General features: G+C 56.2%; 23 protein-coding genes. 7 read left to right on the top strand and 16 right to left on the bottom strand.

Annotated features, from left to right (window positions below):
* Window positions 1-342: 342 nt before the first annotated feature.
* From LH22_RS17255 to phoB, 4 genes are all read right to left on the bottom strand, one after another.
* Window positions 343-1446: a cobalamin-independent methionine synthase II family protein gene (locus LH22_RS17255; RefSeq protein ID WP_038648629.1), complete on the bottom strand. Its 1104-nt coding sequence runs from the start codon at window positions 1444-1446 to the stop codon at window positions 343-345.
* Window positions 1447-1619: 173 nt separating this feature from the next.
* Window positions 1620-2540, bottom strand: coding sequence for a PstS family phosphate ABC transporter substrate-binding protein (locus LH22_RS17260; protein WP_038648631.1), 921 nt, complete (start codon window positions 2538-2540; stop codon window positions 1620-1622).
* Between the two features lie 92 nt (window positions 2541-2632).
* Window positions 2633-3943 carry a phosphate regulon sensor histidine kinase PhoR gene (phoR, locus tag LH22_RS17265; RefSeq protein ID WP_038648633.1) on the bottom strand — a complete coding sequence of 437 codons (1311 nt, stop codon included), beginning with the start codon at window positions 3941-3943 and terminating at the stop codon, window positions 2633-2635.
* A gap of 15 nt (window positions 3944-3958) precedes the next feature.
* Complete coding sequence (gene phoB, locus LH22_RS17270; protein ID WP_034830536.1) at window positions 3959-4648, bottom strand: phosphate response regulator transcription factor PhoB; 690 nt, start codon at window positions 4646-4648, stop codon at window positions 3959-3961.
* Window positions 4649-4845: 197 nt separating this feature from the next.
* On the opposite strand from phoB, the gene sbcD reads away from it, so the two are divergent.
* From sbcD to LH22_RS17285, 3 genes are all read left to right on the top strand, one after another.
* The gene (gene sbcD, locus LH22_RS17275; protein ID WP_038648635.1) at window positions 4846-6057 is read left to right on the top strand and encodes an exonuclease subunit SbcD; all 1212 of its coding nucleotides are present in this window, start codon (window positions 4846-4848) and stop codon (window positions 6055-6057) included.
* Window positions 6054-9731, top strand: a complete 3678-nt coding sequence (locus tag LH22_RS17280; RefSeq protein WP_038648638.1) for an AAA family ATPase — start codon at window positions 6054-6056, stop codon at window positions 9729-9731. The genes sbcD and LH22_RS17280 overlap by 4 nt, the downstream gene beginning before the upstream one ends.
* Window positions 9732-9924: 193 nt before the next feature.
* A complete protein-coding gene (locus LH22_RS17285; RefSeq protein WP_038648641.1) occupies window positions 9925-10344 on the top strand; it encodes a cell envelope integrity TolA C-terminal domain-containing protein in 420 nt (139 codons plus the stop codon).
* Window positions 10345-10477: 133 nt separating this feature from the next.
* Here LH22_RS17285 and qhpR read toward each other — a convergent pair whose 3' ends face one another.
* Together qhpR and LH22_RS17295 are read right to left on the bottom strand one after the other, a co-directional pair.
* Window positions 10478-11539 (bottom strand): AraC-like transcriptional regulator QhpR, encoded by a 1062-nt coding sequence (gene qhpR, locus LH22_RS17290; RefSeq protein WP_038648644.1) that lies wholly within the window; start codon window positions 11537-11539, stop codon window positions 10478-10480.
* 352 nt (window positions 11540-11891) lie between these two features.
* Window positions 11892-12896, bottom strand: coding sequence for a phosphotransferase enzyme family protein (locus tag LH22_RS17295; RefSeq protein ID WP_038648646.1), 1005 nt, complete (start codon window positions 12894-12896; stop codon window positions 11892-11894).
* 270 nt (window positions 12897-13166) lie between these two features.
* On the opposite strand from LH22_RS17295, the gene eat reads away from it, so the two are divergent.
* Window positions 13167-14531: an ethanolamine permease gene (gene eat / locus LH22_RS17300; RefSeq protein WP_038648649.1), complete on the top strand. Its 1365-nt coding sequence runs from the start codon at window positions 13167-13169 to the stop codon at window positions 14529-14531.
* Between the two features lie 166 nt (window positions 14532-14697).
* On the opposite strand, the gene mak is transcribed toward eat, so the two are convergent.
* On the bottom strand, window positions 14698-15609 hold the full coding sequence (gene mak / locus LH22_RS17305) for a fructokinase (RefSeq protein WP_038648652.1): 912 nt from the start codon (window positions 15607-15609) through the stop codon (window positions 14698-14700).
* Between the two features lie 145 nt (window positions 15610-15754).
* Here mak and rdgC point away from each other — a divergent pair, with 145 nt between their 5' ends.
* Window positions 15755-16666: a recombination-associated protein RdgC gene (rdgC, locus tag LH22_RS17310; RefSeq protein WP_038648655.1), complete on the top strand. Its 912-nt coding sequence runs from the start codon at window positions 15755-15757 to the stop codon at window positions 16664-16666.
* Window positions 16667-16848: 182 nt separating this feature from the next.
* Here rdgC and ppnP read toward each other — a convergent pair whose 3' ends face one another.
* The 7 genes from ppnP to aroL form a co-directional block, all read right to left on the bottom strand.
* On the bottom strand, window positions 16849-17133 hold the full coding sequence (ppnP, locus tag LH22_RS17315) for a pyrimidine/purine nucleoside phosphorylase (protein WP_034830521.1): 285 nt from the start codon (window positions 17131-17133) through the stop codon (window positions 16849-16851).
* A gap of 104 nt (window positions 17134-17237) precedes the next feature.
* Window positions 17238-17915: an AroM family protein gene (locus LH22_RS17320; protein WP_038650255.1), complete on the bottom strand. Its 678-nt coding sequence runs from the start codon at window positions 17913-17915 to the stop codon at window positions 17238-17240.
* Window positions 17916-17917: 2 nt separating this feature from the next.
* Window positions 17918-18850: a DUF1177 domain-containing protein gene (locus LH22_RS17325; protein ID WP_038648658.1), complete on the bottom strand. Its 933-nt coding sequence runs from the start codon at window positions 18848-18850 to the stop codon at window positions 17918-17920.
* 15 nt (window positions 18851-18865) lie between these two features.
* On the bottom strand, window positions 18866-20425 hold the full coding sequence (locus tag LH22_RS17330; RefSeq protein WP_038648662.1) for an OPT/YSL family transporter: 1560 nt from the start codon (window positions 20423-20425) through the stop codon (window positions 18866-18868).
* Window positions 20426-20595: 170 nt separating this feature from the next.
* Complete coding sequence (locus LH22_RS17335; protein ID WP_038648664.1) at window positions 20596-21348, bottom strand: IclR family transcriptional regulator; 753 nt, start codon at window positions 21346-21348, stop codon at window positions 20596-20598.
* 290 nt (window positions 21349-21638) lie between these two features.
* Window positions 21639-21830: a YaiA family protein gene (locus LH22_RS17340; protein WP_038648667.1), complete on the bottom strand. Its 192-nt coding sequence runs from the start codon at window positions 21828-21830 to the stop codon at window positions 21639-21641.
* Window positions 21831-21941: 111 nt separating this feature from the next.
* Entirely contained in the window at window positions 21942-22466 is a 525-nt protein-coding gene (aroL, locus tag LH22_RS17345; protein ID WP_034830512.1) for a shikimate kinase AroL, read from the bottom strand.
* A gap of 286 nt (window positions 22467-22752) precedes the next feature.
* On the opposite strand from aroL, the gene LH22_RS17350 reads away from it, so the two are divergent.
* Window positions 22753-23454, top strand: coding sequence for a DUF2076 domain-containing protein (locus LH22_RS17350; protein WP_038648670.1), 702 nt, complete (start codon window positions 22753-22755; stop codon window positions 23452-23454).
* Here LH22_RS17350 and LH22_RS17355 read toward each other — a convergent pair whose 3' ends face one another.
* Window positions 23455-23898 carry a YaiI/YqxD family protein gene (locus LH22_RS17355; protein WP_038648672.1) on the bottom strand — a complete coding sequence of 148 codons (444 nt, stop codon included), beginning with the start codon at window positions 23896-23898 and terminating at the stop codon, window positions 23455-23457.
* A 141-nt stretch (window positions 23899-24039) separates the two neighbouring features.
* Here LH22_RS17355 and proC point away from each other — a divergent pair, with 141 nt between their 5' ends.
* The gene (gene proC, locus LH22_RS17360) at window positions 24040-24852 is read left to right on the top strand and encodes a pyrroline-5-carboxylate reductase (RefSeq protein ID WP_034830503.1); all 813 of its coding nucleotides are present in this window, start codon (window positions 24040-24042) and stop codon (window positions 24850-24852) included.
* A 64-nt stretch (window positions 24853-24916) separates the two neighbouring features.
* Here proC and LH22_RS17365 read toward each other — a convergent pair whose 3' ends face one another.
* Entirely contained in the window at window positions 24917-26452 is a 1536-nt protein-coding gene (locus tag LH22_RS17365) for an FAD-dependent oxidoreductase (protein WP_038648675.1), read from the bottom strand.
* Window positions 26453-26499 lie beyond the last annotated feature (47 nt).

The raw sequence follows: 26499 nt of genomic DNA on the forward strand, positions 1-26499 counted from the left end.
CATGCGCGAAAACAAAGGCTTACCTGATGAAGTCAGAGCGTTATGCGGGCCTAATCGTTAAAGCGCAGGTGATTTAATCTACTTTTCTTCTGTTCGCAGAGGGATAAATCGACAACGGCGCAAATTAAAACGTTTATAGCGAAGAAAGGCAATACGGGATCGGAAAACCAGAAGGATATAACAAGAAAGTGATACAAAGCAGTGTATCAGCGGGGAATAGCGCGAAAACACCTCAGATGATTTGCTTAAAGTTTCCGCATTGCGGGAGATCTCCTCGCAAAATTTGGCTTTCAGATGCACAAAAGGCGCGATTTACGCGCCTGTTTGCACAAGTTTACAGCATCACCACACTTGATTAGCGATATCGACTACCAGACGAATCTTCTGCCACTGCTGCTCTTCCGTCAGGCTGTTGCCCTCTTCTGTCGAGGCAAAGCCACACTGTGGGCTGAGGCAAATCTGGTTCAGGCTAACAAACTGCGAAGCTTCCTGCAGGCGCGCTTTCACCTGATCCGGATCTTCCAGTTCACCGTTTTTGGTGGTGATCAGACCCAATACCATTTGCTGATGGCCGGGTTTGATAAAGCGCAGCGGTTCAAAACCACCGGAACGCTCGTTGTCGTATTCGAGGAAGTAGGCATCAATATTCACCTGCCCAAACAGAATCTCGGCCACCGGCTCATAGCCGCCTTCGGAAATCCAGGTTGAGCGGAAGTTGCCGCGGCATACGTGCAGACCAATGGTCAGGTCAGCCGGTTTATCTTCCAGCGCTTTGTTCAGCACCTCAGCGTAAATACGCGCCAGTTCCTGCGGATCTTCACCACGCTCACGGATCTGCTGCTGCTGATCCGAAGAGCACAGGTAAGCCCAAACGGTGTCATCCAATTGCAGAAAACGGCAGCCCGCCGCGTAGAAAGCCGCGATCGCATCTTTGTAAGTCTGCGCCAGGTCAGCAAAGTACTCTTTCAGATCGGGATAGACGGTGGCATCGATCACCTTACGCCCACCGCGGAAGTGCAGCACGCTTGGGCTTGGGATGGTCATCTTTGCCACGGCGTCGCCCGCAATGCTCTTCAGAAAGCGGAAGTGATCCAGCATGGGGTGATGCGGATTAAAGGCTACTTTGCCCGTGACTTTCACGCCGTGCGCTTTGGTTTGTACGCCGTTGAACTGGATGCCCTGCTCCGCTTCAAATAGCTCAACGCCTTGCAGATCGCCAAAGAAGTCAAAGTGCCACCAGGCGCGACGGAACTCGCCGTCAGTGACCACCTGCAAGCCGTTGGCACGCTGCTGTTCGACCACGTGGCGGATTGCTTCATCTTCTACCTGACGCAGCTGCTCAGCCGTGATCTCGCCATTAGCAAACTGCACGCGCGCTTGCTTGATCGCCGCAGGACGCAGAAAACTGCCGACGGTATCGGCACGGAACGGTTGTTGTTGTGGCATGTTCACTCCTGGCTAAACGCATAATTGCGTCAGGGTATAATTTCATCTGGTTATTTATAGCCATCTGGATGGCTAAATGTCCAGAAAGAGTGACATGCTGAAACAAATTGGGCAATGGAAGAAAATTCAGGTGACGTGAATAAAATTCATGATCGGATGCTCGTTCTTCAATTTTACTCAATGGCGGCGCGCGCCTGGGCCATCTGACTTTCGGAAAGTGGCAAATACCCGGCTTCCGTTACCCGGCGCTGCCCTTCTGGTGATAACACCTGATGTAAGAACGCATTCACCAGCGGCGGCAGCGGTTTGCCCGGCGCTTTATTGACGTAAATATAGAGCGGGCGCGACCACGGATAACGGCCACTGCGAATGGTTTCGGCGTCCGGCATCACGCTATCGCCGCTGGCAGTGACGATCGGTACCATCTTCACGCCACTCAGGTGAAAGCCAAAACTGGCATAACCAATGCTGTTGGGCGTCGCCGCGACCGCTTGCACCACCGCCGCCGAGCCGGGAAACTCCGCGACGTCCGAACGGAAATCCCCTTTACACAGCGCCTGCTGTTTGAAGAAGCCCCAGGTACCTGATGCTGAATTACGGCCAAAACGCTGAATACTGCGTCGCGCCCAATCTCCCTGGTTGAGGCCAAGATCGCCCCAGTGCTGCGGCACCGAGTGCGCTCCACACAGGCGAGTGACAGAGAAAAGGGCATCGAGTTGCGGTTGATCGATACGCGTTAGCGGGTTGTCCTGATTGACTACCACCACCAGCGCATCCATCGCCACGGGCACCGCCAGCGGGGGATAGCCATAGCGCGCGGTAAACAGTTGGCGTTCATCAATTTGCATTGGGCGGCTCATCGCCCCAAGTTGGGCAGCACCTGCCGCCAGCGCGGTGGGGGCGGTTGAAGATCCAGCCGCCTGTACCTGAACGTTAACGCCCGGTGACTGGCGGCTGAAATCCTCGCCCCATAAGGTCATCAGATAGCCGAGGGTGTCGGAACCGACGCTGCTCAAATTGCCGGTGAGCATGGTTTGTTGGCTTTGTGCCAGCGTAGAGCACAGCAGCAACGTGAACAGCAACAGCGATCTCATCAGGTCTTCCGCAAATCAGGTCATGAACATTGAACTGCACATTCTGTCGCGCCGCGATTCATCACGCAATCAATTGCGCCACTTGAGCGTGCTTAACTGACCTTACTGTGCACGCTCTTCGCCACAATCAAACGTGGCGGCAGCACGAAACTAAAACAGGTTTCCTGATGCGGAATACTGGTGATTTCCAGCCGCGCATTATGGTGGCTCAAGGCATGCTTAACGATCGCCAATCCTAAGCCACTGCCGCCGGTGGCGCGCGAGCGGGCTTTATCCACCCGATAGAAACGCTCGGTCAGGCGCGGCAAATGCTCCTCGCTGATCCCCGGGCCGTTATCACACACTTTGAACTCCGCCCCTTCTTTGCTGCGCAACCAGCTGATATCCAGTCGCGTTCCGTCCGGCGTGTGATTCACTGCGTTGTAGACCAGATTGGAAATGGCGCTGCGAAGCTGTTCGTCATTGCCGAAGACTTTGAGGTGCGGATCGGTGCGGAAATGAATGCTGTGCCGGCCCTGGCTGAGCGTTTCCGCCTCGCGCTGCAACAGTTGCAGCATGCCCGGAACATCCACAGTCTCTTTGAGATCGATAGCGGGCGCGGCCTCGATACGCGACAAGGTCAGCAGCTGTTTTACCAGGCTATCCATGCGACGTGTCTGCTCCTGCATGGTGTGCAACGCCTTACTGCGCGTGCGCTCGTTCATCGTCGCATCGTCCATCATTTCCAGATAGCCCTGCAACACCGTTAACGGCGTACGCAGTTCATGACTGACGTTGGCAAAGAAGTTACGTCGTGCCCCTTCCAACTGGTGCATCTGCGTGACATCGCGCGCCACCATCAACCATTGCCCTTCGCTGTAGGGCATCACACGGAACTCCATATGATGTTGATTGTTCAGCACCAGCGTCAGCGGCTTGTCAAAATCACGCTGGCGGATATAGCGGGAAAACTCAGGATAGCGCAGCAAGTTGAGGATGTTCTGGCCATTATCTTCCGGCCAGCGTAGCCCGAGATGCTGTTGTGCCAGCCCGTTGCACCAGAAAATGGTGCCCTCTTCGGTGGTCAGAATCACTGCATCGGGCAGAGACTCCGCGCCGCTGCGGAAGCGCTTAATCAGGTTACCCAGCTCACGACGACGGCGACGGTTACGCAGTTGCATCTGGTACAAGCCGTAGAACAACGGTTCCCAGCTACCGCGCCCGGCAGGTGGCGTCATAGAACGATCGACCCACAGCCAGTGCGACAGACGCATCAGGTTTCTAAAGTGCCAAAACATCACACCCGCTACTGCAATTAACAGCAGCCAGGGCAGATAACCGAACAACAGACCAAGCACCAGCGCGGGCAAACAGACCAGCGCCAGCTCAGTCAATAATCTCTTCCAGGAGAGTCGTTCCAGCACGGTAAAAGACTCCGTTTAGTAGCGGGCAGAGAAACGATACCCTGTTCCGCGTACGGTTTGAACCATGCGATCGTGGCCAGATACTTCCAGTGCTTTACGTAAACGACGGATATGCACATCAACAGTACGATCTTCTACGTAAACGTTGGTGCCCCATACGTGGTTCAGCAGCTGCTCGCGGCTGTAAACACGCTCCGGGTGCGTCATAAAGAAGTGCAGCAATTTATATTCGGTCGGTCCCATTTCCAGCGGGGTGCTTTCCGACATCACGCGATGCGAGGAAGGATCCAGGCTCAGGCCCTGCATCTCAATCACCTCTTCCACCGCCATTGGTGAAATACGGCGCATCACCGCTTTGATACGTGCCATCAGCTCTTTCGGTGAGAAAGGCTTGGTGATGTAGTCATCGGCGCCGACTTCCAGACCGCGTACGCGATCCTCTTCTTCGCCGCGTGCCGTCAGCATCATCACCGGGATGTCGCGCGTCATGGCTTCACGTTTCAAATGTTTAATAAACTGAATACCGCTGCCTCCCGGCAACATCCAGTCCAGCAGAATGAGATCCGGCCAGGGTTCGATCAGCTTACCAATCGCGCTGTCGTAGTCTTCTGCCTCAATAGGCTGGTAATCATTCTGTTCCAGCACGAAACATAACATTTCACGGATGGGAGCTTCGTCTTCCACAACCAAAATGCGCTTAGCCATTATAACTCCTGCTGTTGTGACGGCTTGTCACTGGGATTTGCGGCGCCATTATGCGTCACTTTTATGACACTTTTATGAAAAACCCGACCTATGATAAATAGTTAAAAAACAGAAATGAGACAACGATTATCGCTTTTTTTTCTTTGCGATCTGAAGAGGTTATAATTCGCGTTCGCTTAACGAAGCAGGGAGTATTCATGCGCATCATTCACACCGCGGATTGGCATCTCGGTCAGTTCTTTTACAGCAAAAGCCGGGCGGCTGAGCATCAGGCCTTTCTCGACTGGTTGCTGGCCCAGATTGCCCTGCATCAGGTGGATGCCTTAATCATCGCCGGCGACCTGTTTGATACCGGTTCGCCGCCAAGCTATGCGCGCGAGATGTTTAACCGCTTTGTGGTAGCGCTGCAATCAACGCAGTGCCAGTTGATAGTGCTGGCAGGCAACCATGATTCCGTTGCCACACTCAATGAATCGCGCGAGTTGCTTGCCTGTCTAAATACCCGAGTGATCACCAGCGCCACGCCGCAGGGCGAACAACAGGTGCTGACGCTGCATCAGCGCGATGGCACGCCGGGCGCGCTGCTGTGCGCCATTCCCTATTTACGCCCGCGCGACATTCTGCGCAGCCAGGCAGGACAATCCGGGCGCGAGAAGCAGATCTCACTGCTGGAAGCGATTGAGCAGCATTATCAGCAATGTTATGCCGCGGCGCTGACCGAACGGGCCGATCGCGCACTTCCCATCATTGCCACCGGGCATCTCACCACCGTTGGGGTAACGAAAAGCGACTCGGTACGTGATATCTACATCGGCACGCTCGACGCCTTCCCGGCGCAGGCGTTTCCTCCCGCCGATTACATCGCGCTCGGCCATATTCACCGGGCGCAGCGTATTGCCGATAGCGAGCATATTCGCTACAGCGGCTCACCCATTCCGCTCAGTTTTGACGAACTGGGACGTGAGAAAAGCATATTCCTGGTGGAGTTCAGCGCTCAGCTGGATAGCGTCACAGCGCTGCCGATCCCGCTGTTCCAGCCCATGCAGATGTTAAAGGGCTCAATGGCCGAGATTGAGCAGCAGCTGGCGCAGTTCAGCGATAGCGATGCCGGACAGCCGGTGTGGCTGGATATTGAAATTACCACTCAGGAATATTTGAGTGATTTGCAGCGCCGCGTGGAACAGTTGACCGAAGCCCTGCCGGTGGAAGTCCTGCTGGTGCGCCGCAGCCGCGAACAGCGCCAGCGCAGCCTGGCGCGTATGGATAACGAAACCCTGAGCGAATTGAAAGTTGAAGAGGTGTTTGCTCGCCGTCTGGCGCAGGAAGAACAGCTGGATGCCGAACAAGCCGAGCAGCTCACGCAACTGTTCCGCACTACTCTCGCCGCGCTGGAGAATCCGTCTGCATGAAAATCCTGACGTTACGCTTCAAGAACCTCAACGCGCTGCGCGGTGAATGGTTTATCGATTTTCGTCGTGAACCCTTCGCCAGCAACGGCTTATTTGCCATTACCGGCGCGACCGGCGCGGGTAAAACCACCTTGCTGGATGCCATTTGCCTGGCGCTCTACCACCAGACGCCGCGCCTTGGCGTGCTGTCGCAGACACAAAACGAACTGATTACGCGTGACACTGCCGAATGCCTGGCGGAAGTGGAATTTGAGATTAAAGGCGAAGCCTGGCGCGCCTTCTGGAGCCAGAACCGCGCGCGTGGCCAGGCCGATGGCAAATTGCAGGCACCGCGCGTCGAGCTGGCGCGCGTGGCGGATAACCAGATTGTGGCCGATAAGGTCGGTGACAAACTCAAGCTCATCGAAACACTTTCCGGCCTCGATTTTGATCGTTTTACCCGTTCAATGATGCTGTCGCAGGGTCAGTTCGCTGCCTTCCTTAACGCCAAACCGGGCGAGCGTGCCGAACTGCTGGAAGAGCTGACCGGCACAGAGATTTACGGCCAGATTTCGATGCAGATTTACGAACGCTGGCGTACCGCACGCAGCAATCTGGAGACATTGCGCGCGCGCGCTGGCGGCATGATGTTGCTGGATGAGGGGCGTCGCACAGAACTGATGCAGCAAGTTGAAGCGTTAACGGCTCAGGAAAAAATGCTGAGCGATCAGCTTGAGCAGGCGCAACAACAGCAACAGTGGCTGACACAATCTCACCAACTGACGCAGGAGCAACAGCAAGCCGAACAGGCTAACCAGGATGCCGAGCAGGCATGGCAACAGGCGGAGAGCGATCGCCAGCGCCTGGCACGTGCGGAACCGGCTGAGAAGCTGCGAGAAAAACTTCAGCAGCGTGAGCAATTGCAACAAGATCAACAGCTCGCCACCCAGCAGGCAAAGCAGTTGCACACGCAGCAGCAAGATGCGCAAACCACACTGCAGCAGGGTGAAAAAAGCTATCACACGGCACAGCAGGCGCGTGAGCAGGCACTCGCCGACCAGCAACAGCTGGAAACCTTGCTCACCGAACAAGTGATTCCGCTCGATCAACAGATCGCCAGCCGTGCAGAGCAATTGACTGAGCAGCAGCGCCTGCATGCGCAGCAGTCACTGACAGTGCAGCAAAGCCAAAACGCGCTCAATCAGCATCAGCTAACCCGTGAGCGCTTACAGCAGCAACTGGCAGAACAACAGACATTTCGCAACCGTGAAGCGGCAGTGGCGCTCTGGGGGCCAGAGCTGACGCGCTGGCAGGCCGATATCGCTCGTTTCGATGAACGCGAACAGGCGCTAACGCAACTTCGTGCACAACAGCAACAGCAAAACGCACTGCTGACACAGCAGCAGCAGGCGATTGCCGAAGGTGATCGCGCGTTGCAACCTTTGCAGCACGCTGAGGCGCAGGCCAGCCAGCAACGTCAGCAAGCGGAGCAGGCACTCACTTCACTTGAAGCCGCCATCAACAGCACTGCGCTGCGTGCCGCGCTGACCCAGCATCAACATCAGCGCGCGCCACGCCACCAGCTCAGCTTATTGGCGGCGCGCTGGCAGTCGTTGCAGCCGCAGTTGCAACTGCGGCAACAAAAACGGGCACAGTTACAACAACAGCATCAGCGCGATGAACAGGCCTTGCAGGCGCTGCGCGAGGACTACAAGCGTGAGCATCAGGCACTGCTGGATATTCGCAAAATCTGCGAGCTGGAGCGCACCATCGCACAGCTGGCTGATGAACGCGCCCGGCTGCAGCCCGAGCAGCCCTGCCCACTGTGCGGCTCATGCCAGCATCCGGCGATTGAGCAGTATCAGCAATTACAACCGGGCGAAAACCAGCAACGACTGGCGGCGCAGGAAGCGCTGGTCAGTAAGCTTAAAGAGTCGGGCACCGCGAAAAGTGAGCAGCAAAAGCTCGCATTGCAACAGCAGCAGGTGCTGCAACAGGAGATCACCGAATTCGAGCAGCAACTCGCGGTCGCACGCGAGCATTGGCAAGGCCTCAGCGGTGAGCTGGCACTTACCTGCACGCTGGATCAGCAAGATGTCTTTACGGCGTGGCAACAGCAGCAGGATGAGCAGGAAGCGGCGCAGCAGCAGCAACTGCAGCAGCGCGAAAATGCGGCGCGAGCGCTGCAACAGGCCAAAGATGCGCATCTGTTACAGCAACAGCAGTGGCAACAGCGGCAAAGCGCACAACTGCTGGCACAGCAGCAGCTGAACAACCTACAGCAAACGCTTGATGAGCTGAACCAGCGTGAAACGCAGGCACACAGCGCCTGGCAGCAGTTAGCGCAGCAGCTGGAACAGCAGCTGGCGGCACATCAGTTTGCGCTGCCCGATCGCGATGGCCGCGCCAGCTGGCTGGCCACATTGCAGCAGCGCTGGCAAGCCTGGCAGCAGAGTGAGCGCTTGCTGGCCGAACTACAGCCACAGCTGGCTACAGCCGACAGCGAGCAGAGCAACCTGCAAAATAATCTGACGCGCGAGCAGCAGCAGCTGGAGGCCTTGCAGCACGCGCTTAGCAGCCTGCAACAGCAACATGCAGAACAGCAGCAGCAGCGCCAGCAGCTGTTTGGCGATCGCCAGGTGAGCGCCGCACGCCAGCAGCAGCAGGCCACACTGCAACAGTGCGAACAAGCGCTGGCACAGCAGTTGCAGCAGTGGCAGCAGGCACAAAGCCAGCTGCATAGCCTGAATGGTCAATGTGAGCAGATTGATAGCCAACTGCAAGCCATGCAGCTGCGCATACAGGCTGCGGAAACGGCGTTTAACAGCGCACTCCAGCACAGCCATTTCATCGACGAGCAGGCATTGCGCAGCGCATTGCTGGACGAACAGGATATTCAGCATCTGCGCCAGCATCTGCAAACGCTGGAGCAACAGCGTCAGCAGCAGATCGCGCTGCGCCAACAGCTGGCACAGCGCGTCACAGCCCATCAGCAACAGCGCCCTGCTGCCTTAAGTGACGAGGTGGCGGCGGGTCTCGCTGAACAGCTGGAATCACTGCGTGTGGCACTGCGTGACAATGCCCGCCAGCAAGGTGAAGCGCAGCAGCAGCTGCACAGCGATGCCCAGCAGCGTCAACAGCAGCAATCGTTACTCACGCAGATTGCCAATGACGAGGTACAACTGACACAACTGGGTCGCCTGAATGATTTAATCGGTTCAGCCAAAGGCGATAAATTCCGTCGCTTCGCCCAGGGCTTGACGCTCGATCATCTGGTATGGCTGGCGAACCGGCAGCTCGACCGTTTGCACGGGCGCTACCTCCTGCAACGCCGCGTCACCGACGAGCTGGAATTGGAAGTGGTCGATACCTGGCAGGCCGATGCCACGCGCGATACCCGCACGCTGTCAGGCGGCGAAAGTTTCCTTGTCAGCCTCGCGTTGGCACTGGCGCTGTCAGATCTGGTCAGCCATAAAACGCGCATTGAATCGCTGTTCCTTGATGAAGGCTTCGGCACGCTGGACGCTGAAACGCTCGATACCGCGCTGGACGCCCTCGACGCACTGAACGCCAGCGGTAAAACCATCGGCGTGATCAGTCACGTTGAAGCAATGAAAGAGCGCATCCCGGTGCAGATCCGAGTGCGTAAGATGAATGGACTGGGTTACAGCAAGCTGGAACTGCCGGGGGAATAAACCTTCGTCATGCCGTCATACTGAGCCTGCTTTGGCAGGGTGCGACCACCAGGCCGCCCCTGCCATTCGTCTGTGTGACGTGCGAGCCGTTCCGCGAATCATTCTGGATCTCATCAGAGTCAGAGAAATGCCATAGCAATCCCCTTACTGCTCGGTACACTGGTCACCATGTTTTGCAAATCCGGGCAAAGAGATGAACGTATTTCGCCGCATTGCTGGCACATTGTTGTTGAGCACTCTGCTCAGCGCCTGCCAGCAGGCTCCATCACATCCCACGGAAAGTATGACCAATCTGTGCCAGCCACAGAGCGAACCGGGCAGCGCTTCCTGCAAATGGGCTAATGAGATGCAGCACCAGCTCAACCGGCAATTTTCCGACGCGGCACATTACGCTGGGCAGCAATGTATGGTACGGCTGGAGTGGCAAAGCAGCGGACGCTATGCGGTTACGCAGACGCAAGGTGATGAAACTCTGTGCCTGCGCGCCTGGCAGTTGCTGGGGCAGTCGAAAGGATTACCACCGCCGCCGGATCGCACCCAACCCGCGTGGTTCGGCTTCGCGCCGCATCAGGCTAACTTACCAGCCCATCCTGTCGCCACTGGCGCGGGCTGATGCCAAACCTCCCAACCCGCGTGGTTCGGCTACGCGGCGCATCAGGCTAACTTGCCAGCCCATCCTGTCGCCACTGGCGCGGGCTGATGCCAAACCTCCCAACCCGCGTGGTTCGGCTTCGCGTCGCATCAGGCTAACTTGCCAGCCCATCCTGTCGCCACTGGCGCGGGCTGATGCCAAACCAGCGCCGGAACGCGCGTGAGAAGGCGCTAACTTCGGAGTAGCCAAGCAGCAGCGCCATCTCAGAGATGGGCAACTGCTTCTGTTGCAGGTAGTGCGTGGCCATTTCGCAACGCACTTTATCCACCAGCACGGTAAAGCTGATGCCCTCTTCGCGCAGCCGCCGTTGCAACGACCAGCTCGACAGCCCCATTTTATCTGCAATCTCTTCCAGCACCGGTTCGCCCTGCATCAACGACAGATTGATTTGCGATCGCGCTTGCTCAACCACGCTTTGCAGTGAAGCGCTGCTGTTCAGTCGGCGGATGGCATCCTGCATCACCATCAGCAGCATCGGATCCTGCTCTGGCATAGTGCGCAGCAAATCGCGTTTGGCGATCAGCAGCGAGTTGAACGGTTGATCGAACCACACCGGCGCATCAAACACTTTGCAGTGCTCGTGCCATTGCTCCGGTCTCGGATGCTCAAAGTGTACTTCACGCGGCGCCCAGTTTTTGCCCGCCACGTGACGGATCAGATTGAGAAACATGCCGAGCGTCAATTCAGCATCCTGCCGACGCGACAGGATCGCCCCGTGTCGCACCTGATAATCCAGCCGCCAGCAGTCGCCTTTATCGACCAGGCGCGTCAGCGTATCGTGCTGATGCCAGGGAAAGGCATTCACCACGTTGTGCAGCGCCTGTTCCAGCGTGGGTGAACATAATCCGATATAGCCAATCAACCCTAATGACTGCGGTTTGAACTGCTTGCCGTAATGCAAACCGAAGTTATCAAAACCAGAGTGGCGCGCCGCTTCTTCCATCACACGGCAATAGTTGACCAGACCGAGGCTAAGCGTCGGGCTGGCCAGCAGTTCGGAATCAATGCCGCTGATACCAAAAATGCGATCAACATCGCCGCCTTTGTCGGTGATAAAGGTGCTTAAGCCGGTGGCCGCTGCCGCCAGCACGCCACGGTTGTTGGCCTGAGCCGAGAGCGAACTGTACGCTTCAGAAGGAGTCATCAGTGATTGCATCGGAACCTCACAGGGATCGCGCGAGTGAAACTAATGGTGGGATCCAGCAAGATTCGTACCATGACGCTTGATGAGGTCGTCATCAATGACGATCCGTCAGGATTCGGAACCATTTCTTAGCCTGCGCGTTGATGCGCATCTGGCTGATGGTCCGGTGGCATGCCGAAGTCTGCGCAGTGATGCGTATCTGGCTAAGCGCAGCTCAAGGGTACGGAGGCATTCCGTTGCTCTCCGCTCACGCTCAGCACACAGCATCGAGGCGCGATTTATGGCGCAACGGCGTGAAAGGTCATCTCACACCGCGCAATAGATTGCGCCGCTACGACGCAGTGCTGCTCACTACTGGTGCAACCTAAACGCCAACCGGCAACTGATTGGTTTCCAGATAGCGACGGCATAGACGCACCGAGTGATCGGCCCAACGCGGCCCAAGGCTCAGCGCCATCTCGGTGTCTGCGTGTGTGCCCATCCATGCGGTCATCTGGATACGGCGTTGAATCAACAGCGTCGGCACCAGCGCCATCTCCTCATCACTGATGTGCGCCACACGCTCGTAGCCCTGGATCCAGTTATCCACCCATTCGGCGGCACGCGGATGATGCTCAACAAAACTGATCGCCGCCGCCAGATCGTGCAGATACCAGCCCATGCCGCAGTCATCAAAATCGATCACCCGGGTTTCACCTTTATGCAGCAGTAAATTGGTGAGGCGCAGATCGGCGTGGATCAATCCATAACGATCCGTGCCTTTGCCAAAGTCTTGCAGCTCCAGTCCCACACGCGTTACGGCCTCCGCCACGATGCCATGATCGGCCGGATTGAGATTTGGCGCATCCTGCCAGCGCCCCCAGTGGCTGTGATCGCTGACCATGGTGTGATGATCCCAGATGATGCGCTGGAAGCCTGCCGGTTTTTGCCAGCTACGGCTGTGCTGGTGCAGGCGCGCGGTGATGTGCCCGAGCTGCTGGAAGGCTTTGGGATCGACATCAGTGGTGGGCATATCCCCTTCGATCCAGTGAAACAGTACCGCATGTCGCACGCCGCCATCTGGCATGCCTAAGGTCAACACGGTTTCGCCATCAAGGGCTGGGATCGCCTGCGGCACCATAATGCCGATCTCACGCAACGCATCCAGCCACAGCAACTCACTCTGGATATCGGCTTTGCTGTGATAGTCAGGACGATGCAGACGCAGCGCATAACGCTTTCCGCCGGCGAGCAGCAGGAAGGTGGCATTTTCAGAGCGGCACAGGAGCTTCAGCTCACCCTGCAAGGGCGCGGGGTAACAGGCCAGCGCCTGCTGTGCAAGTATCGTCATGGCAGCATCGGTCAGGGAATCGGATTGTTTGGCGCTCATTCATCTGTCTCCAGCATCAATCTTATGGGTAGCAAGTGTTATCAGCATGGGATGACGGCGTCCTGACTGCTTGACCGCAGATAACCCAAAGTTGACCGCAGCGTGCAACTGGCACTTTTCTTGCCTCTGAGTTGACCGTGGAGGACAAAACTCACTGCGCCTGCGTCAAGTTTTCCCGCTGCAGGCGGCGGCATTATCACTTCACTGTAGTGCATAGAACAAAACAGCGCGGTGCAGCCGCCGCACAACAATCACGACGGGGAGACGATTATGACGAGTAAGCTCAAACCCACGCTGGGCACTCTGCATTTGTGGGGTATCGCGGTTGGACTGGTAATTTCCGGGGAGTATTTTGGCTGGAGTTATGGCTGGGGCGTGGCGGGCACGTTGGGGTTCCTGATCACCACCGCACTGATCGCCACCATGTACACCTGCTTTATTTTTAGCTTTACCGAATTGACCACCGCCATTCCACACGCCGGGGGGCCGTTTGCCTACAGCCGCCGCGCCTTTGGTGAAACCGGTGGTTTGATTGCCGGGCTGGCCACGCTGATTGAGTTTGTGTTCGCCCCACCAGCGATTGCCATGGCGATCGGTGCCTATCTCAACGTGCAGTACCCGGATCTCAACCCGAAAAACGCTGCGGTCGGCGCTTATCTGGTGTTCATGACGCTCAACATCCTCGGCGTGAAGCTGGCCGCGATGTTTGAATTGGTGGTGACGGTGCTGGCGGTACTGGAACTGCTGGTGTTTATGGGCGTGGTTTCACCGGGCTTCAGTATCGCTAACTTTGCGGCTAACGGTTGGGCGGGAAGCGATCACTTCGGTATGCCAGCCCTTTCCGGCATCTTCGCCGCCATTCCGTTTGCCATCTGGTTCTTCCTCGCCATAGAGGGCGCCGCCATGGCTGCCGAAGAGGCCAAAGACCCAAAACGCACCATTCCCAAGGCCTACATTACCGGCATTTTGACGCTGGTGGTGCTGGCGATTGGCGTGATGCTGCTGGCGGGTGGCGCAGGTGACTGGCGCAAGCTGTCGGATATTAACGATCCGCTGCCGCAGGCGATGAAGATGATTGTCGGCGAGCACTCCAACTGGATGCATATGCTGGTGTGGATTGGCTTGTTTGGTCTGGTCGCCAGCTTCCACGGCATTATCCTTGGCTATTCACGTCAGTTCTTTGCGCTGGCGCGTGCCGGTTATCTGCCGCAGAGCCTGGCGAAGTTGTCACGTTTCCAGACGCCGCACCGCGCGATTATTGCCGGTGGCGTGATTGGTATCGCGGCGATTTACAGCGATGGTCTGATTAACCTGCAAGGCATGACGCTGACGGCGGCGATGATCACCATGGCAGTATTTGGTGCCATCGTGATGTACCTGATGAGCATGCTGAGCCTGTTTAAATTGCGCCGCACCGCACCCGAAATGGAACGCAGCTTCCGCGCGCCGGGTTACCCCATTATTCCAGGTATCGCGCTGGTGCTGTCACTGGTGTGTTTGATTGCCATGCTGTGGTTTAACCCGGTGATTGGCGGGCTGTTCGTGGGGATTATGGTGGTGGGATATATTTACTTCCTCGCGACCAAAACCCAGCGTCAGAACGCACCGCAGGATGCGATGCTGATGGGAGAATAATCACGGAATTGCCTCGCGCGCAAAAATACAAATGCGCTGTCAGGGTCCTTTTATTCAACAACACGCACAATAGGTAAATAGCAGGCTGGCGCCTCTAAGCGGCGCCAGCCTGCATTATCGTCTGGTGCTTCATGGAAGAACTTACGCTATCAAAGCGACCTTTTTATTACCCTTTCAGCGGCCACAGCCATGCCGCACCGCGCACGCCACTTGAATCGCCGTGCACCGCTTTCAGCACTGGCGTTTCACATTCGCGGCCAAACACCCACTGCTTCATCAGCGTGGGCACCGTCTGATACAAGCGGTCATTGTTACTCATGCCGCCACCCAGCACGATCACATCCGGATCGAGCAAGTTCACCACTTGCGCCAGCGATTTGGCTAAGCGCATTTCGTAACGGCTCATCGCCAGTTCCGCTACCGGATCCTGCTGCTCAATCAACTTGATGATTTCCGCGCCCTTCAATGTCTTACCGCTTAAGCGTTGATAGTCGATGGCAAAACCCGTGCCCGAAACAAAGGTCTCAATACAGCCCTGCAAGCCGCAATAGCACGGCACTTCTTCGCGATGGCGCAGTTCATCTTCATCCATCCACGGCAGCGGATTGTGGCCCCACTCGCCAGCGTTACCATTGCCGCCAATACGCGACTCACCGCCAATCGCCACGCCCGCACCCGAACCGGTGCCGATGATCACCGCGAACACCAGTGGTTTGCCCGCGCCTGCACCATCCACCGCTTCAGACACCGCCAAACAATTCGCATCGTTGGCAATGCGCACGTCACGATTCAGCGCCTCGGCCAGATCTTTGTCTAACGGCTGTCCATTCAGCCAGGTCGAGTTGGCGTTTTTGACCCGCTGGGTGTACGGCGAAATCGTCCCGGGAATGCCGATCCCCACGGTGCCCTTTTCCCCGGTTTTCTCCTCTGCCAGTAGCACTAAATCCACAATCGCCTGGACTGTGGCGGCATAGTCATCGCGCGGGGTATTGACGCGGTGACGGAACAGCTCTTGCCCCTGATCGGAGAGCGCAATCACTTCAATCTTGGTACCGCCTAAATCAATCCCAATACGCACGATTTATTCCTCATTATTCGTTCAGGTGACAGATACAGTAGAAGGCTGAATCGGGAAAGGCAATGAAACCAATCCGATGTTTCGCTATCATGCGCGCTGACTTTGAGACTTGTGCGCCCGATCGCACCCACGGTAAGGAATCCCGATGTTGTGGTTTAAAAATATGATGGTTTATCGTCTGAATCGTGACATCCCACTGTCCGCAGACGATCTGGAAAAACAGCTCGACGCCTTCACGTTTTCCCCTTGTGGCAGCCAGGATATGGCGAAAACCGGCTGGGTGTCACCGATGGGCAACCGCGGTGAAGCGCTGACGCATGAAATCAACGGTCAGATCGTGATTTGCGCGCGCACCGAGCAGAAGATCCTGCCTTCACCCGTGGTGAAGCAGGCGCTGGAAGCGAAAATCGACAAGCTGGAAGCGGAACAGAGCCGCAAGCTGAAAAAGACCGAGAAAGACTCGCTGAAAGATGAAGTGCTGCATAGCCTGCTGCCACGCGCGTTTAGCCGTTTCAGCCAGACGTTTATGTGGATCGATACCGTGAACAACCTGATCATCGTCGATTGTGCCAGCGCCAAGAAAGCGGAAGACACCCTGGCGCTGCTGCGTAAGAGCATCGGTTCACTGCCGGTGGTGCCACTCACGCTGGAAACTCCGATTGAGCTGACACTGACAGAATGGGTACGTTCTGGCGAATTGCCTGCCGGCTTCGCGTTGATGGATGAAGCGGAGCTGAAAGCAATTCTGGAAGATGGCGGCGTGATTCGTTGCAAGAAACAGGATCTGATCTCCGATGAGATCGCCACCCATATCGAAGCCGATAAAGTCGTGACCAAACTGGCTCTGGACTGGCAGGAACGCATTCAACTGGTGATTGCCGACGATGCATCAATCAAGCGTCTGAAGTTCAGCGACACGCTGCGTGAGCAGAATGACGACATTGACCGCGATGATTTCGCCATGCGCTTTGATGCGGATTTCACCCTGATGACCGGCGAACTGGCCGCGTTGATCAGCAATCTGGTGGAAGCGTTAGGCGGCGAAGCCAAGCGCTGAAGCTTTTATTGATCAAACCCCGCTGTAGCGGGGTGCTTGTCCGTTAAGCGACGGGTTAACCCAGTCTGGTGCCGTTCAGGGGCTGGCGGTCCTCGCGCCCGTATATATGCTACGACCAAAAAGAAACCGGGAATGCTAAAAGCATTCCCGGTTTAATGATGACTCATGCTGAAAGTCAGCGCTTACAAGTAGCGGCACAGATAAGACGTTGGCTCAGCCACCTGCAAATGGAATTCGCTGTGGCCAGGCACGTTGAAAACCGAACCGGCTTCGTACCATTTCCACTCGGTTTCACCCGGCAGCAGCACTTTCAGTGCGCCGCTCACGACCGTCATCTCTTCCGGCTGTCCTGTACCGAAGGTGTATTCACCTTCTGCCATCACGCCAACGCTGGCACGGCCAATGGTTACGCTGTCGAAACCAATGGATTTCACTTTCCCGTCGAAATACTCACTTACGTTGAGCATGTTACTTCCTCACAGCACATTATGGTGTCTGGCAGATTACAAGGGAACTCGCTGATCTGTCACGCGAAAAAGCAGCTTAGAACACGAGTTGTGATCGGCCTCAGTCAGACGATCAATTCTGCCGCTAACTTCGCCACCAGCACGTTGGATAACAGTACCGGAATGCCCAGCATTTTCTGCAGGAAATCCCGGTGCTTCTGGTGATAGCCAATACAGTCAAGCACCACCACATCCGCGCCCTGCTCTTGCAGAGACAGGCCCGCCTCGATCAAATCATTCTGCTGTGCCAGATAAGGGCTGGCGACGGCAAAACAAGGCGCGCTGTGCAGATTACGCCATTTGCTGGCCTGCTCAGCGATCTGCTCCGTTACCGGCACCACGATGCCCACCTTATGTTCCTGCACAATGGCACTCACCAGCGGTGGGATAATACGATCCGGCTCCAGTAACAGCGCCTTTTCGGTTTTCAGCGTGCCAAATTCACCGGTGCACAGCAGCAAAATCGTATCGTAGCCCTGCTCTTCCAGCGCACTGATCTTGCGCTGCAGCCCCTGCTCCACTTTCGGTCCCGACAAACGCACTTGCTCGCCGCTGGTCATGCGTGAAACCAGCACCTTCTCACCCGCTTCAGGTGAATAGAACTGCTCAACCTCGGCTAAGGTCAGGCCGTCGAGTAATCCGGCATGAGCCACCTGCTCTTCCGGCAAGTGATCCTGCAGCAGCGGCAGAATGTCGCTACGCGGGGATTGACCAATCGTTAAAGTAACCAGGGACTGTTTCATCATTAGGCTTTCCGCGTGCGCAGGTGGCTGAGACTACCATACAAAGAATGCAGCAACGCATACTCTTGCTGGTCATAGAACTGGCAGGTTTCACGGCCAAACTCTTTCGCCACTTCCACCGCAAACTTCACGGTAGCTGCGATATCGACTTCATGGCTGGCACCGGTGCCGCAACCTGGCACCACAGACTCCGCGCAAATTGCCACACCGACCACAGGTACATCGGTGGCGGTTGACGGCTGCAGGATGCTGTTAAGGTGATAGACACCGTTGCCGTAGGGCGTGATGTCCTGCGTGGTGATCGGGAACGTCACCGCTGGACGGCCACTGGTCATCTCCATGATGCGCAGCAGATCTTCTGACACGCGCAGGATGTAACCCTCTTTCACCGTCGGCGAGATCGCGTAGCCTTTATGGTTCAGGATACGGTTACCTTTGGTGGTATCGATTGAAAGGATGGCATCAACGCCATCAATCACTTCGTTGTCATTCATGGTGATGTCGTCGCAAGGCGAATCCATGAAATCCACGGGCTCATGCGGACGTGTTGGCGCATCCGGGCAGATGTGAGTAGTGATAATCACGTCACCCGCCAGCACATCGCCTTTAGTCTGCATCTGTGCCAGCTTCAGCGCACTGCTCACCGCCGCCACTGCGCCATCCGCATCCGACACCATACCGATACGCGTTGGACGCGCACCGATGCCGCCCAAACGGCCGACAATACCCAACGTCGGCGCAGTGCCGCCTTTGCTCTTGCCCTGCGCACCAGGAATATCAATGCGCACGAAATCGGTACGCCCTTTAGGACCGGTCACACGTTTGAAGCTGGCGGTCACGCCTGGGTAGTGGGCAAAAAGATCCACCACCTGCTGCCCATCGACATAGGCGCTGTCGAGTAACTCAAAAACCTGCAGTGTCTGCTGTAAACTCATATTGAATTCCCTGGGTTATTTCTTGGTGCTACTGGCAAAAAGAGAATGGAAGAAGCTGTACAGCGCGTCGCCCGCAATAAACCCTGCGGCCATCACCTCCATCGGTGAACGTCCACGCTCGCCCCACACACGAATGATCAGGATACGCAGCGCGATCCCCACCATCACCGCCCAACCTGCCGCGGCGTTGTTGATTAACAAACCGGTCGCCAGCAATACGCCTAACTGACGCTTCGGCCCACCGATAAACTGAATAATCGCACCAGGAATTGCCCACATCAGCAAGCTTCCGGCAATGCCTGGCTCGGCACCGGCCTGAATGGTTTTGGCGTAAACGCGTGCCACTGGCGGCAGCAGATTCTCTGCGAAGAATAAGTTGTGTGCGTACCACACCACCGGAATACAGATCACGAAGGCGATCATCGCGGCGATCAGCTGGATACGGCGGCCCCACAGCTCTTGCTGCAGATCGGCTCCATTACCGCGCAAAATAAAGCCTGCTTTCAGGTCATAACCCATATCGGCAAACGCCGGTCCTGTTGCGGCGGTGAAGCCACACAACAGGCAGAGCGCCAGCGGCGGGAAACCGAGCAGAATACCGAGGATCAGGGTAATCAACGCCACCGCAAATGCCGGGAACCAGCCCGAGTGCATCGCGGCGATACCGACAATCAGCTCATGCACAAAGGCGGCGAACGCGGCATAGACGATGAACAGCACCAGCATCGGCAAGCCCATCTGGCTCCACAAACCGCCCGCCAGTGCCAGCAGCGTGGAGATAATGATGTAACCCACGGTGCCAAAGCCCAGTGAGCGCTTCACTTCGCTGTCGCTGCGGCTGACATTCAGCTGCTCATTGCGACGGCTGACGATCACTTGGACCACCTGAATCAGCGCCACTAATCCTGCGCCGACCATCATGCCGTGAGGAATATAAAGTGCGTTGATATCAATGCCAGCAACTGGTTGCGCATAGGCACGCAACAGGAAACCAATACCGAGCATGCTCAACGCCCAGATATTGCCGATAAAAGCCGTACCGAAGGCTGACATGGGGATTTTCAGCATTGAGCCAGCGATACCGCCGACAATACCGACCACCAGCAGCCACGCCTGACGGCCGCCTTTATCGCCGGCTTTGATCGCTTCCGCTGCTGCCACACCCGGCGGCCAGGCATTGCTGGCGGGGAACACGCGGGTATCAAACAAGCGGTAAAGCAAATAGGCATCCAGCAGCATCGCCGCACTGACACCGACAAACAGCGGCAATACCAGCTGCGGTTCACCCAGCGCCCACGGCACGGCAATCGGCATCAGCAGACTGTTCGCCGCACCAAAGGTGGCAGAAGAGATGGCGGTTTGCGCAAGGTTCTGTACTTCGATCGAGCGATAACGACGGAACCATTGCAGAGGAATGCGCGCCAGCAGCATGGCAAACAGCGCACCGATAATAGAGGTATTGGGTGTTACCCCAATGGTGGTAATAAGCTGAACCCCGATGATGGCACCTGCTACAGACAGCAGAACCAGCATTAAGCCCACGCCGATACTTTTTATTGGATTATGTTGACGCATATTATCCCCGTATTTTCACCCTGTAGAAAACGCGTAATACGTTTTATGCCCGACACGCGGGACATCAACGCTTTTAATAAATCGTTCCCTGATTTTTGAAATAGGCAGGTCCGAAGACCTGCTATTTCCCTGGTGTGGCGCGAATAAACGCCTTTAAATCGAAAATAAGGTTATGCGCCGTATTTCTCGGCCATCAATGCAGCCGTTGCGCGCAGTTCGCTGAGCAGCGCGTCCGGATAACCCGGGGCCGCTTCTTGCGAGAGAAACGAGAGACACAGTGCGGCACTTTCGCCGCGATGTTTATTGGTGACCGCCACCGCCAGTGAGCTGATGCCCGGCAACGTCTCATTGCGTGCCAGTGCCCAGCCCTGCTGGCGAATCACCGCTAATTCTTTACAGAGTGCATCAATGTTCAACGGCGAGTTTGCGGATGCGGCTTGCCAGTCATCGGCAAAACGCGCACGCACTTCGTCATCACTCAACTGCGCCAGCAGCACGCGCCCGGTTGAAGTACCGGAAAGAGAAACGCGCGAACCAGGCGGCGTCACCAACTGGGTGAAAAAACGACCGTGATACATGCGCATCACCAGCACGTCCTGACCATCCAGTACTGAGATGTAGCCCATACAACCACTGCTGGCCGCCAACTGCGCCATGGGCGCGGAAGCGCTATCCACCAACGGCGTAGATAAGTAATGCCCGGCCACCGACAGCAGCACACGACCAATCTGGAAACAGCGACTATCGGGATCACGCTCAAGCAATCCTTCACTTTCCATGGTCGCCAGCAGGCGAGAAACGGTACTTTTCGGCAATCCCAACGCCTCAACCACCTCGGTGAATGTCAGGCCCGGATGGCCCTGCGTCACGCCAAAGCGCTGGAAAAGCTTAAGTACGGCAGCGGCGTTTTCGAGTGTGGTCATGATGTTGGTTTCACTATGTGGAACTGAGTTCCTATATCAATACAATGAAAGTAATTCGCTCTGCGGATCGGGTCAAGCGCAAATTTTGAACCGGCTATATTTGCGTCGATTTAGCGCAGCATAAAATACGGCGCAAGCTAAAAATAAAATGACGTTATCAGGCAAGATGGAATAAGAGCAGAAAAGGATGGCGGTTCTGGCGGGTGTAATGGCCATTTTATGGCAGTTGAAAATATCTAGTTAACCACGGAAGGTAATGAATGATTGACAGGCGTCCTTGCCCGCGAGCATTACTCTTTATCCGCGTCTTCGTAGCGGGCTTTGGCATCCTGCGCTTCGGCTTCCGTTTTATGCTCACTGATCAGTGTGTCGGGCTTCGGATGGTCAGCGCGTAACTCATACCATGTCACGGTATTACCTGCCGCGCCTTTCTCAACGGCAACGATGCGCGCTTCTCGCGGGTACGGTGGTTTAGTTGGCATAGATTTCCCTCTTATGTCTGGTTTCCACACAGACAGCGGCGATCCCCCTGTCTTAACCTGAGTATAGACAATGGCGGATCGCGAGAAAAAAGAGAGATAAATCTGAAGGGGTTAGCTGGCGCGGGCGAGCGAAAGGGATTGAAGAATTTGATCAACCACCTGTTCAGGCGCCTGCATGGCATTCACTTCGTGGTGTGCTGTCTGACGGTAAAGATGCGCGCGTTCACGCAGAATATCGCTCATCTCTTCGGCAATCGGACGACCGGTTAGCGTCGGGCGCTGTGCGGCTTCGGGCTGACGTTCAAGACGATCGGCCAGTACCGTTGACGGGGCATTCAACCAAATCACCTGCCCATGTTCGCGCATAAAGCGACGATTCACCTCAGCCAACACCATACCGCCGCCGGTGGCAATCACCGTTGCCGGCGCCGTGACCGCCCGCAGCGACTCGGTTTCGCGCGCACGGAAGCTGTCCCAGCCTTCAGCCGCGACGATTTCCGCCACGGTGCGTTGCGTCGTAAGCTGCAGGTTATGATCGGTATCGCTAAAGGCATAACCAAGCGCCTGAGATAGGGCCTGGCCGATAGTGGTTTTACCGCAACCGCGTGCGCCGATCAGATAGATGGGTAATGACATCCGGGCTCATCCTCCGCCGTATTTATGCCGCACGGGCAAGGTCATCAGGTCAATATTGCGTCGCATGATACCTGGATTTTATTTTATCAGCCACCCGCGAAGCACGATTTACGCGCATTTACGACCCTGAATTCACTATCAATTTGATTAATAACGATAAAATGATGCGCATTTCGTGCATCAACCTATTTGTAAGCACGGGCAACATTTCCTTACCAGGCCATTGATTTACTTTCTGTCACGTTGACCACATATAAGGAGGTACGAATCATTGGAGGTTCACACCATGCAGAATGAAGAACAACAGTTAATCGACAATCTCTTTAGCCGACTGAAACAGGCTGAAACCCAGAGCGGCCCGCGTGACGCCGGAGCCGAACAGCTGATTAAACAGCACTTGCAGAACCAGCCTGGTGCGCCTTATTACATGTCACAGGCAATTCTGATTCAGGAAGCAGCGCTGAAAAAACTCAACGCTCAGGTGGCCGATCTGGAGAATCGCCTGGCACAGGCTCAGCAACAACAGCAAGCACCGCAGCAGAGCAGCGGCGGTTTCCTGTCGAGTCTGTTTGGCGGCGGTTCTCGCCAGTCTGCGCCGCAGCAGCAACAGCCAGTGTGGAGCAGCGCGCCGCAGCAGCCTCAGCAGCAATACGCACAGCCCCAACAGCAATATGCGGCTCCGCCTGCGCGCGGCACGGGGTTCCTCGGCGGTGCATTACAGACCGCTGTAGGTGTGGCCGGGGGTGTGGTGATGGCCGATATGCTCACCAGCATGTTCCATCATTCTCAGCCGGAAGAGATTGTGAATATCATCAACGAACCGGCGCTGCCGCAGGTGGATAACAGCCTCGATACCTTTAACGGTAATGACAGCAACAATGCCTTCCTGAACGACAACGCCAGCTGGGATAACAACAGCTTTGCGGATAACAACGATTTCAGTGACTTTGGTGGCGGCGACTACGACGACGATGACAGCTTCGTCTGATTAGCGCTGGCGTAACCACTTATCCAATTCGTTAGCAAACAGCTGGCGGTCACGTTGGTTTAGCGCCGACGGGCCGCCACTTTGCACGCCACTCGCTCGCAGGGTTTCCATAAAGTCACGCATGGTCAGACGCTGACGAATGGTATCCGGTGAGTAGCGCTCGCCACGCGGATTCAACGCCGCAGCGCCCTTCTCCAGCACTTCTGCCGCTAAAGGAATATCCCCGGTGATCACCAGCTCGCCCGGCTGCACACGCTTCACGATCTCGTTGTCAGCGACATCAAACCCCGCCGCGACCTGCAGCGTTTTCAGCCACGGTGATGGCGGTACGCGCAGCGGCTGATTCGCCACGAAAGTCACGGTGATTTTGGCGCGTTCGGCGGCACGATACAGCACTTCTTTGATGACATTGGGGCAGGCATCGGCATCAACCCAAATCGACATGTGTTTTCCTTTTTCCTACAGAATTGCAGGCGATCTTGCCCGCTTGCGGCAGAATGGCAAATATTTTTACGCGGCTTGTTATTCAGCACAGCTGTCGTAAGCTAACTCGCACGAGAAAATGAACACTTAAAGGATAGAGCGATGCTGGAGAAGAAAATCGGGTTTATCGGCTGCGGCAATATGGCGAAAGCCATTATCAGCGGACTGGTCAACAGCGGGCTGATCGCCCCGGCCAACATCTGGGTCTGCGACCGCAAACCGGCCACCAATCAGGCGATGGCAGAACAATATGGCGTGACGGCGGCAGAGAGCCCGGAAAGTCTGGCACGTGAAGTCGATATCCTGTTTGGTGCCGTGAAACCGAATGTGATTCTCAAGGTGCTGAAAGATCTCGCGGGCCAATTGAAGAAAGATTCGCTGGTGGTGTCGATTGCTGCAGGCGTTACCCTTGATTCGCTGGCCGCCGTGCTCGGGCACGACCGCAAAATCATCCGCGTCATGCCGAATACGCCGTCGCTGGTGAACGAAGGTATGACTTCAATCACGCCTAACGTGCTGGTGGAACCGCACGAAGTCGATGAAGTGGTTGGCATTTTCGAAAGCTTCGGCAAAGCCGCGGTCGTAAATGAATATCTGATTCATGCCGTGGTCGGCGTGAGCGGATCAGCACCCGCTTATGTGTTTATGTTTATTGAAGCGATGGCGGATGCCGCGGTGCTGGGCGGTATGCCACGTGCGCAGGCTTATCAGTTTGCTGCACAGGCGGTCAAAGGCTCGGCGCAGATGGTACTGGAAACCGGTAAACACCCAGGCGAATTAAAAGATATGGTGTGCTCACCTGGCGGCACCACCATCGAAGCGGTGAAAGTGCTGGAGGAGAAAGGCTTCCGCGCGGCGGTGATCAACGCGATGCAGCAGTGCATGGCTAAGTCCGAAGCATTAAGTAAACAGTAACCGTTCCGAATTAATCAGGTGCGCATCCTGCGCACCTGAATCCGGCCAATGGCGTGTTACCCCTTTATGCACCCTGTCCCTGATACGCTTCAAACAATGCCAGCCCTTGCGACAGCGTCATGGGTTGCTGCATCGTTTCCACCAGCGCCGCCGTCAGCGTATACATCCCTGCTGAACACACCGCCGCGATGATGCCCTGACGACAGTAAAAGGCGATAAATTTTTTGTCCTGAAGCGATCCCAGCAGACGGTAGTCGTCCCACTCTTCGGCATGGCCCAGATATTCGTAGCGCGTGCCATAATGCGCGGTCCAGAAAAACGGCACGCGATCGTACATCACCCCTTTGCCCAACATATTGAGTGCCGCGATACGTCCCTGCTGATGTGCCACACGATAGTGCTCAATGCGCTGCGGGCCACGCGGCGTAAGATAACTGGCGATATCGCCCGCGACCCAGATATTTTCAGCAACGCGTAGCTGCCCATCCGCGAGCAAGCTGCCATCGTCCTGCAGTGGCAAATCGTGGATAAAATTCGTCGCCGGTTTCACGCCGGTGGCAAACAGCACCTGACTTGCTGGCACTGATTTGCCCCCTTTCAGGCGCACCGCACGCACCTGCTCATCCCCTTCCAGCGCTTCCGGCTCCCCCTCAACAAATTTCACCCCATTGCTGCGATGCAGTTCGTAAAAATGGCGTCCAATCTCTTCACCAAACTGCTTTGCAAACGGCAGCGGATGACGGGCAATGACCGTGACATCCACATCCCGATTGCGCAGTGCACCCGCCATCTCCATACCAATAAAACTATTGCCGATTATCACCAACTGTTGTGTCTCATCCACCTGTTTGAGCAGTTCATCGGCCTGATTCAGCGAACGTAGCAGATGCACACCCTGCAAATCCTTACCGGGGATAGCGAGAGGCTGAGGAGTGCCGCCGCTGGCTATTAATAGCTGATCAAATTTCACTTTCTGACCATCAGCAAGCATCAACGTCTGATCCTGCGCTTTGAGCTGCGCGACCTCGCCCTGAATGCGCTGAAGCGAGCCCAGTAAATCCGGCTTGAGGAGTTTGGGCACATCTTCAATCGCCATTTTTCCCGAAGGCACAAATTTGCTCAGCGCGGTGCGATCGTAAGGGGCGGCGGATTCGCGCTCTACCAAAACAATGTGACCGCTAAAGCCTTCATCGCGTAGCGTCCAGATCGCCGCACTGCCTGCGGCTCCGGAACCTAAAATCACGCACACCGGTGATTCGCCCTGAGCCGCAGGCGCACTGGCAGGCGACATCGCCTGCGGATTGACCAGCACCTTGCCCTGTTCAACACGTACCGGGTAGCGTTTGAGATTAGCTAATGCCAGCGGCTCACACATTTTGCCATCGCGCAGTTGAAATACCGCCTTGTGCCACGGACACACCAGCTTATCGCCGCAGATTGCGCCCTGCTCTAACGGTGCTCCCGCATGTGGGCACTTTGCCTGCAACGCCTGCACCCGTTCGCCATCGCGAACCAGCACCATATCGACATCACCCACGGTGAATTTGGTGGGTTTACGCTGCGCCAGCGACTTGAGTTCCACGACAGATTGATAGCTCACAATTAGCCTCCTGCGTTGTTATTGGATTCACGACATTAAATCCCTAC

This window comes from Pantoea rwandensis (genome assembly GCF_000759475.1).
Classification (GTDB): domain Bacteria; phylum Pseudomonadota; class Gammaproteobacteria; order Enterobacterales; family Enterobacteriaceae; genus Pantoea; species Pantoea rwandensis_B.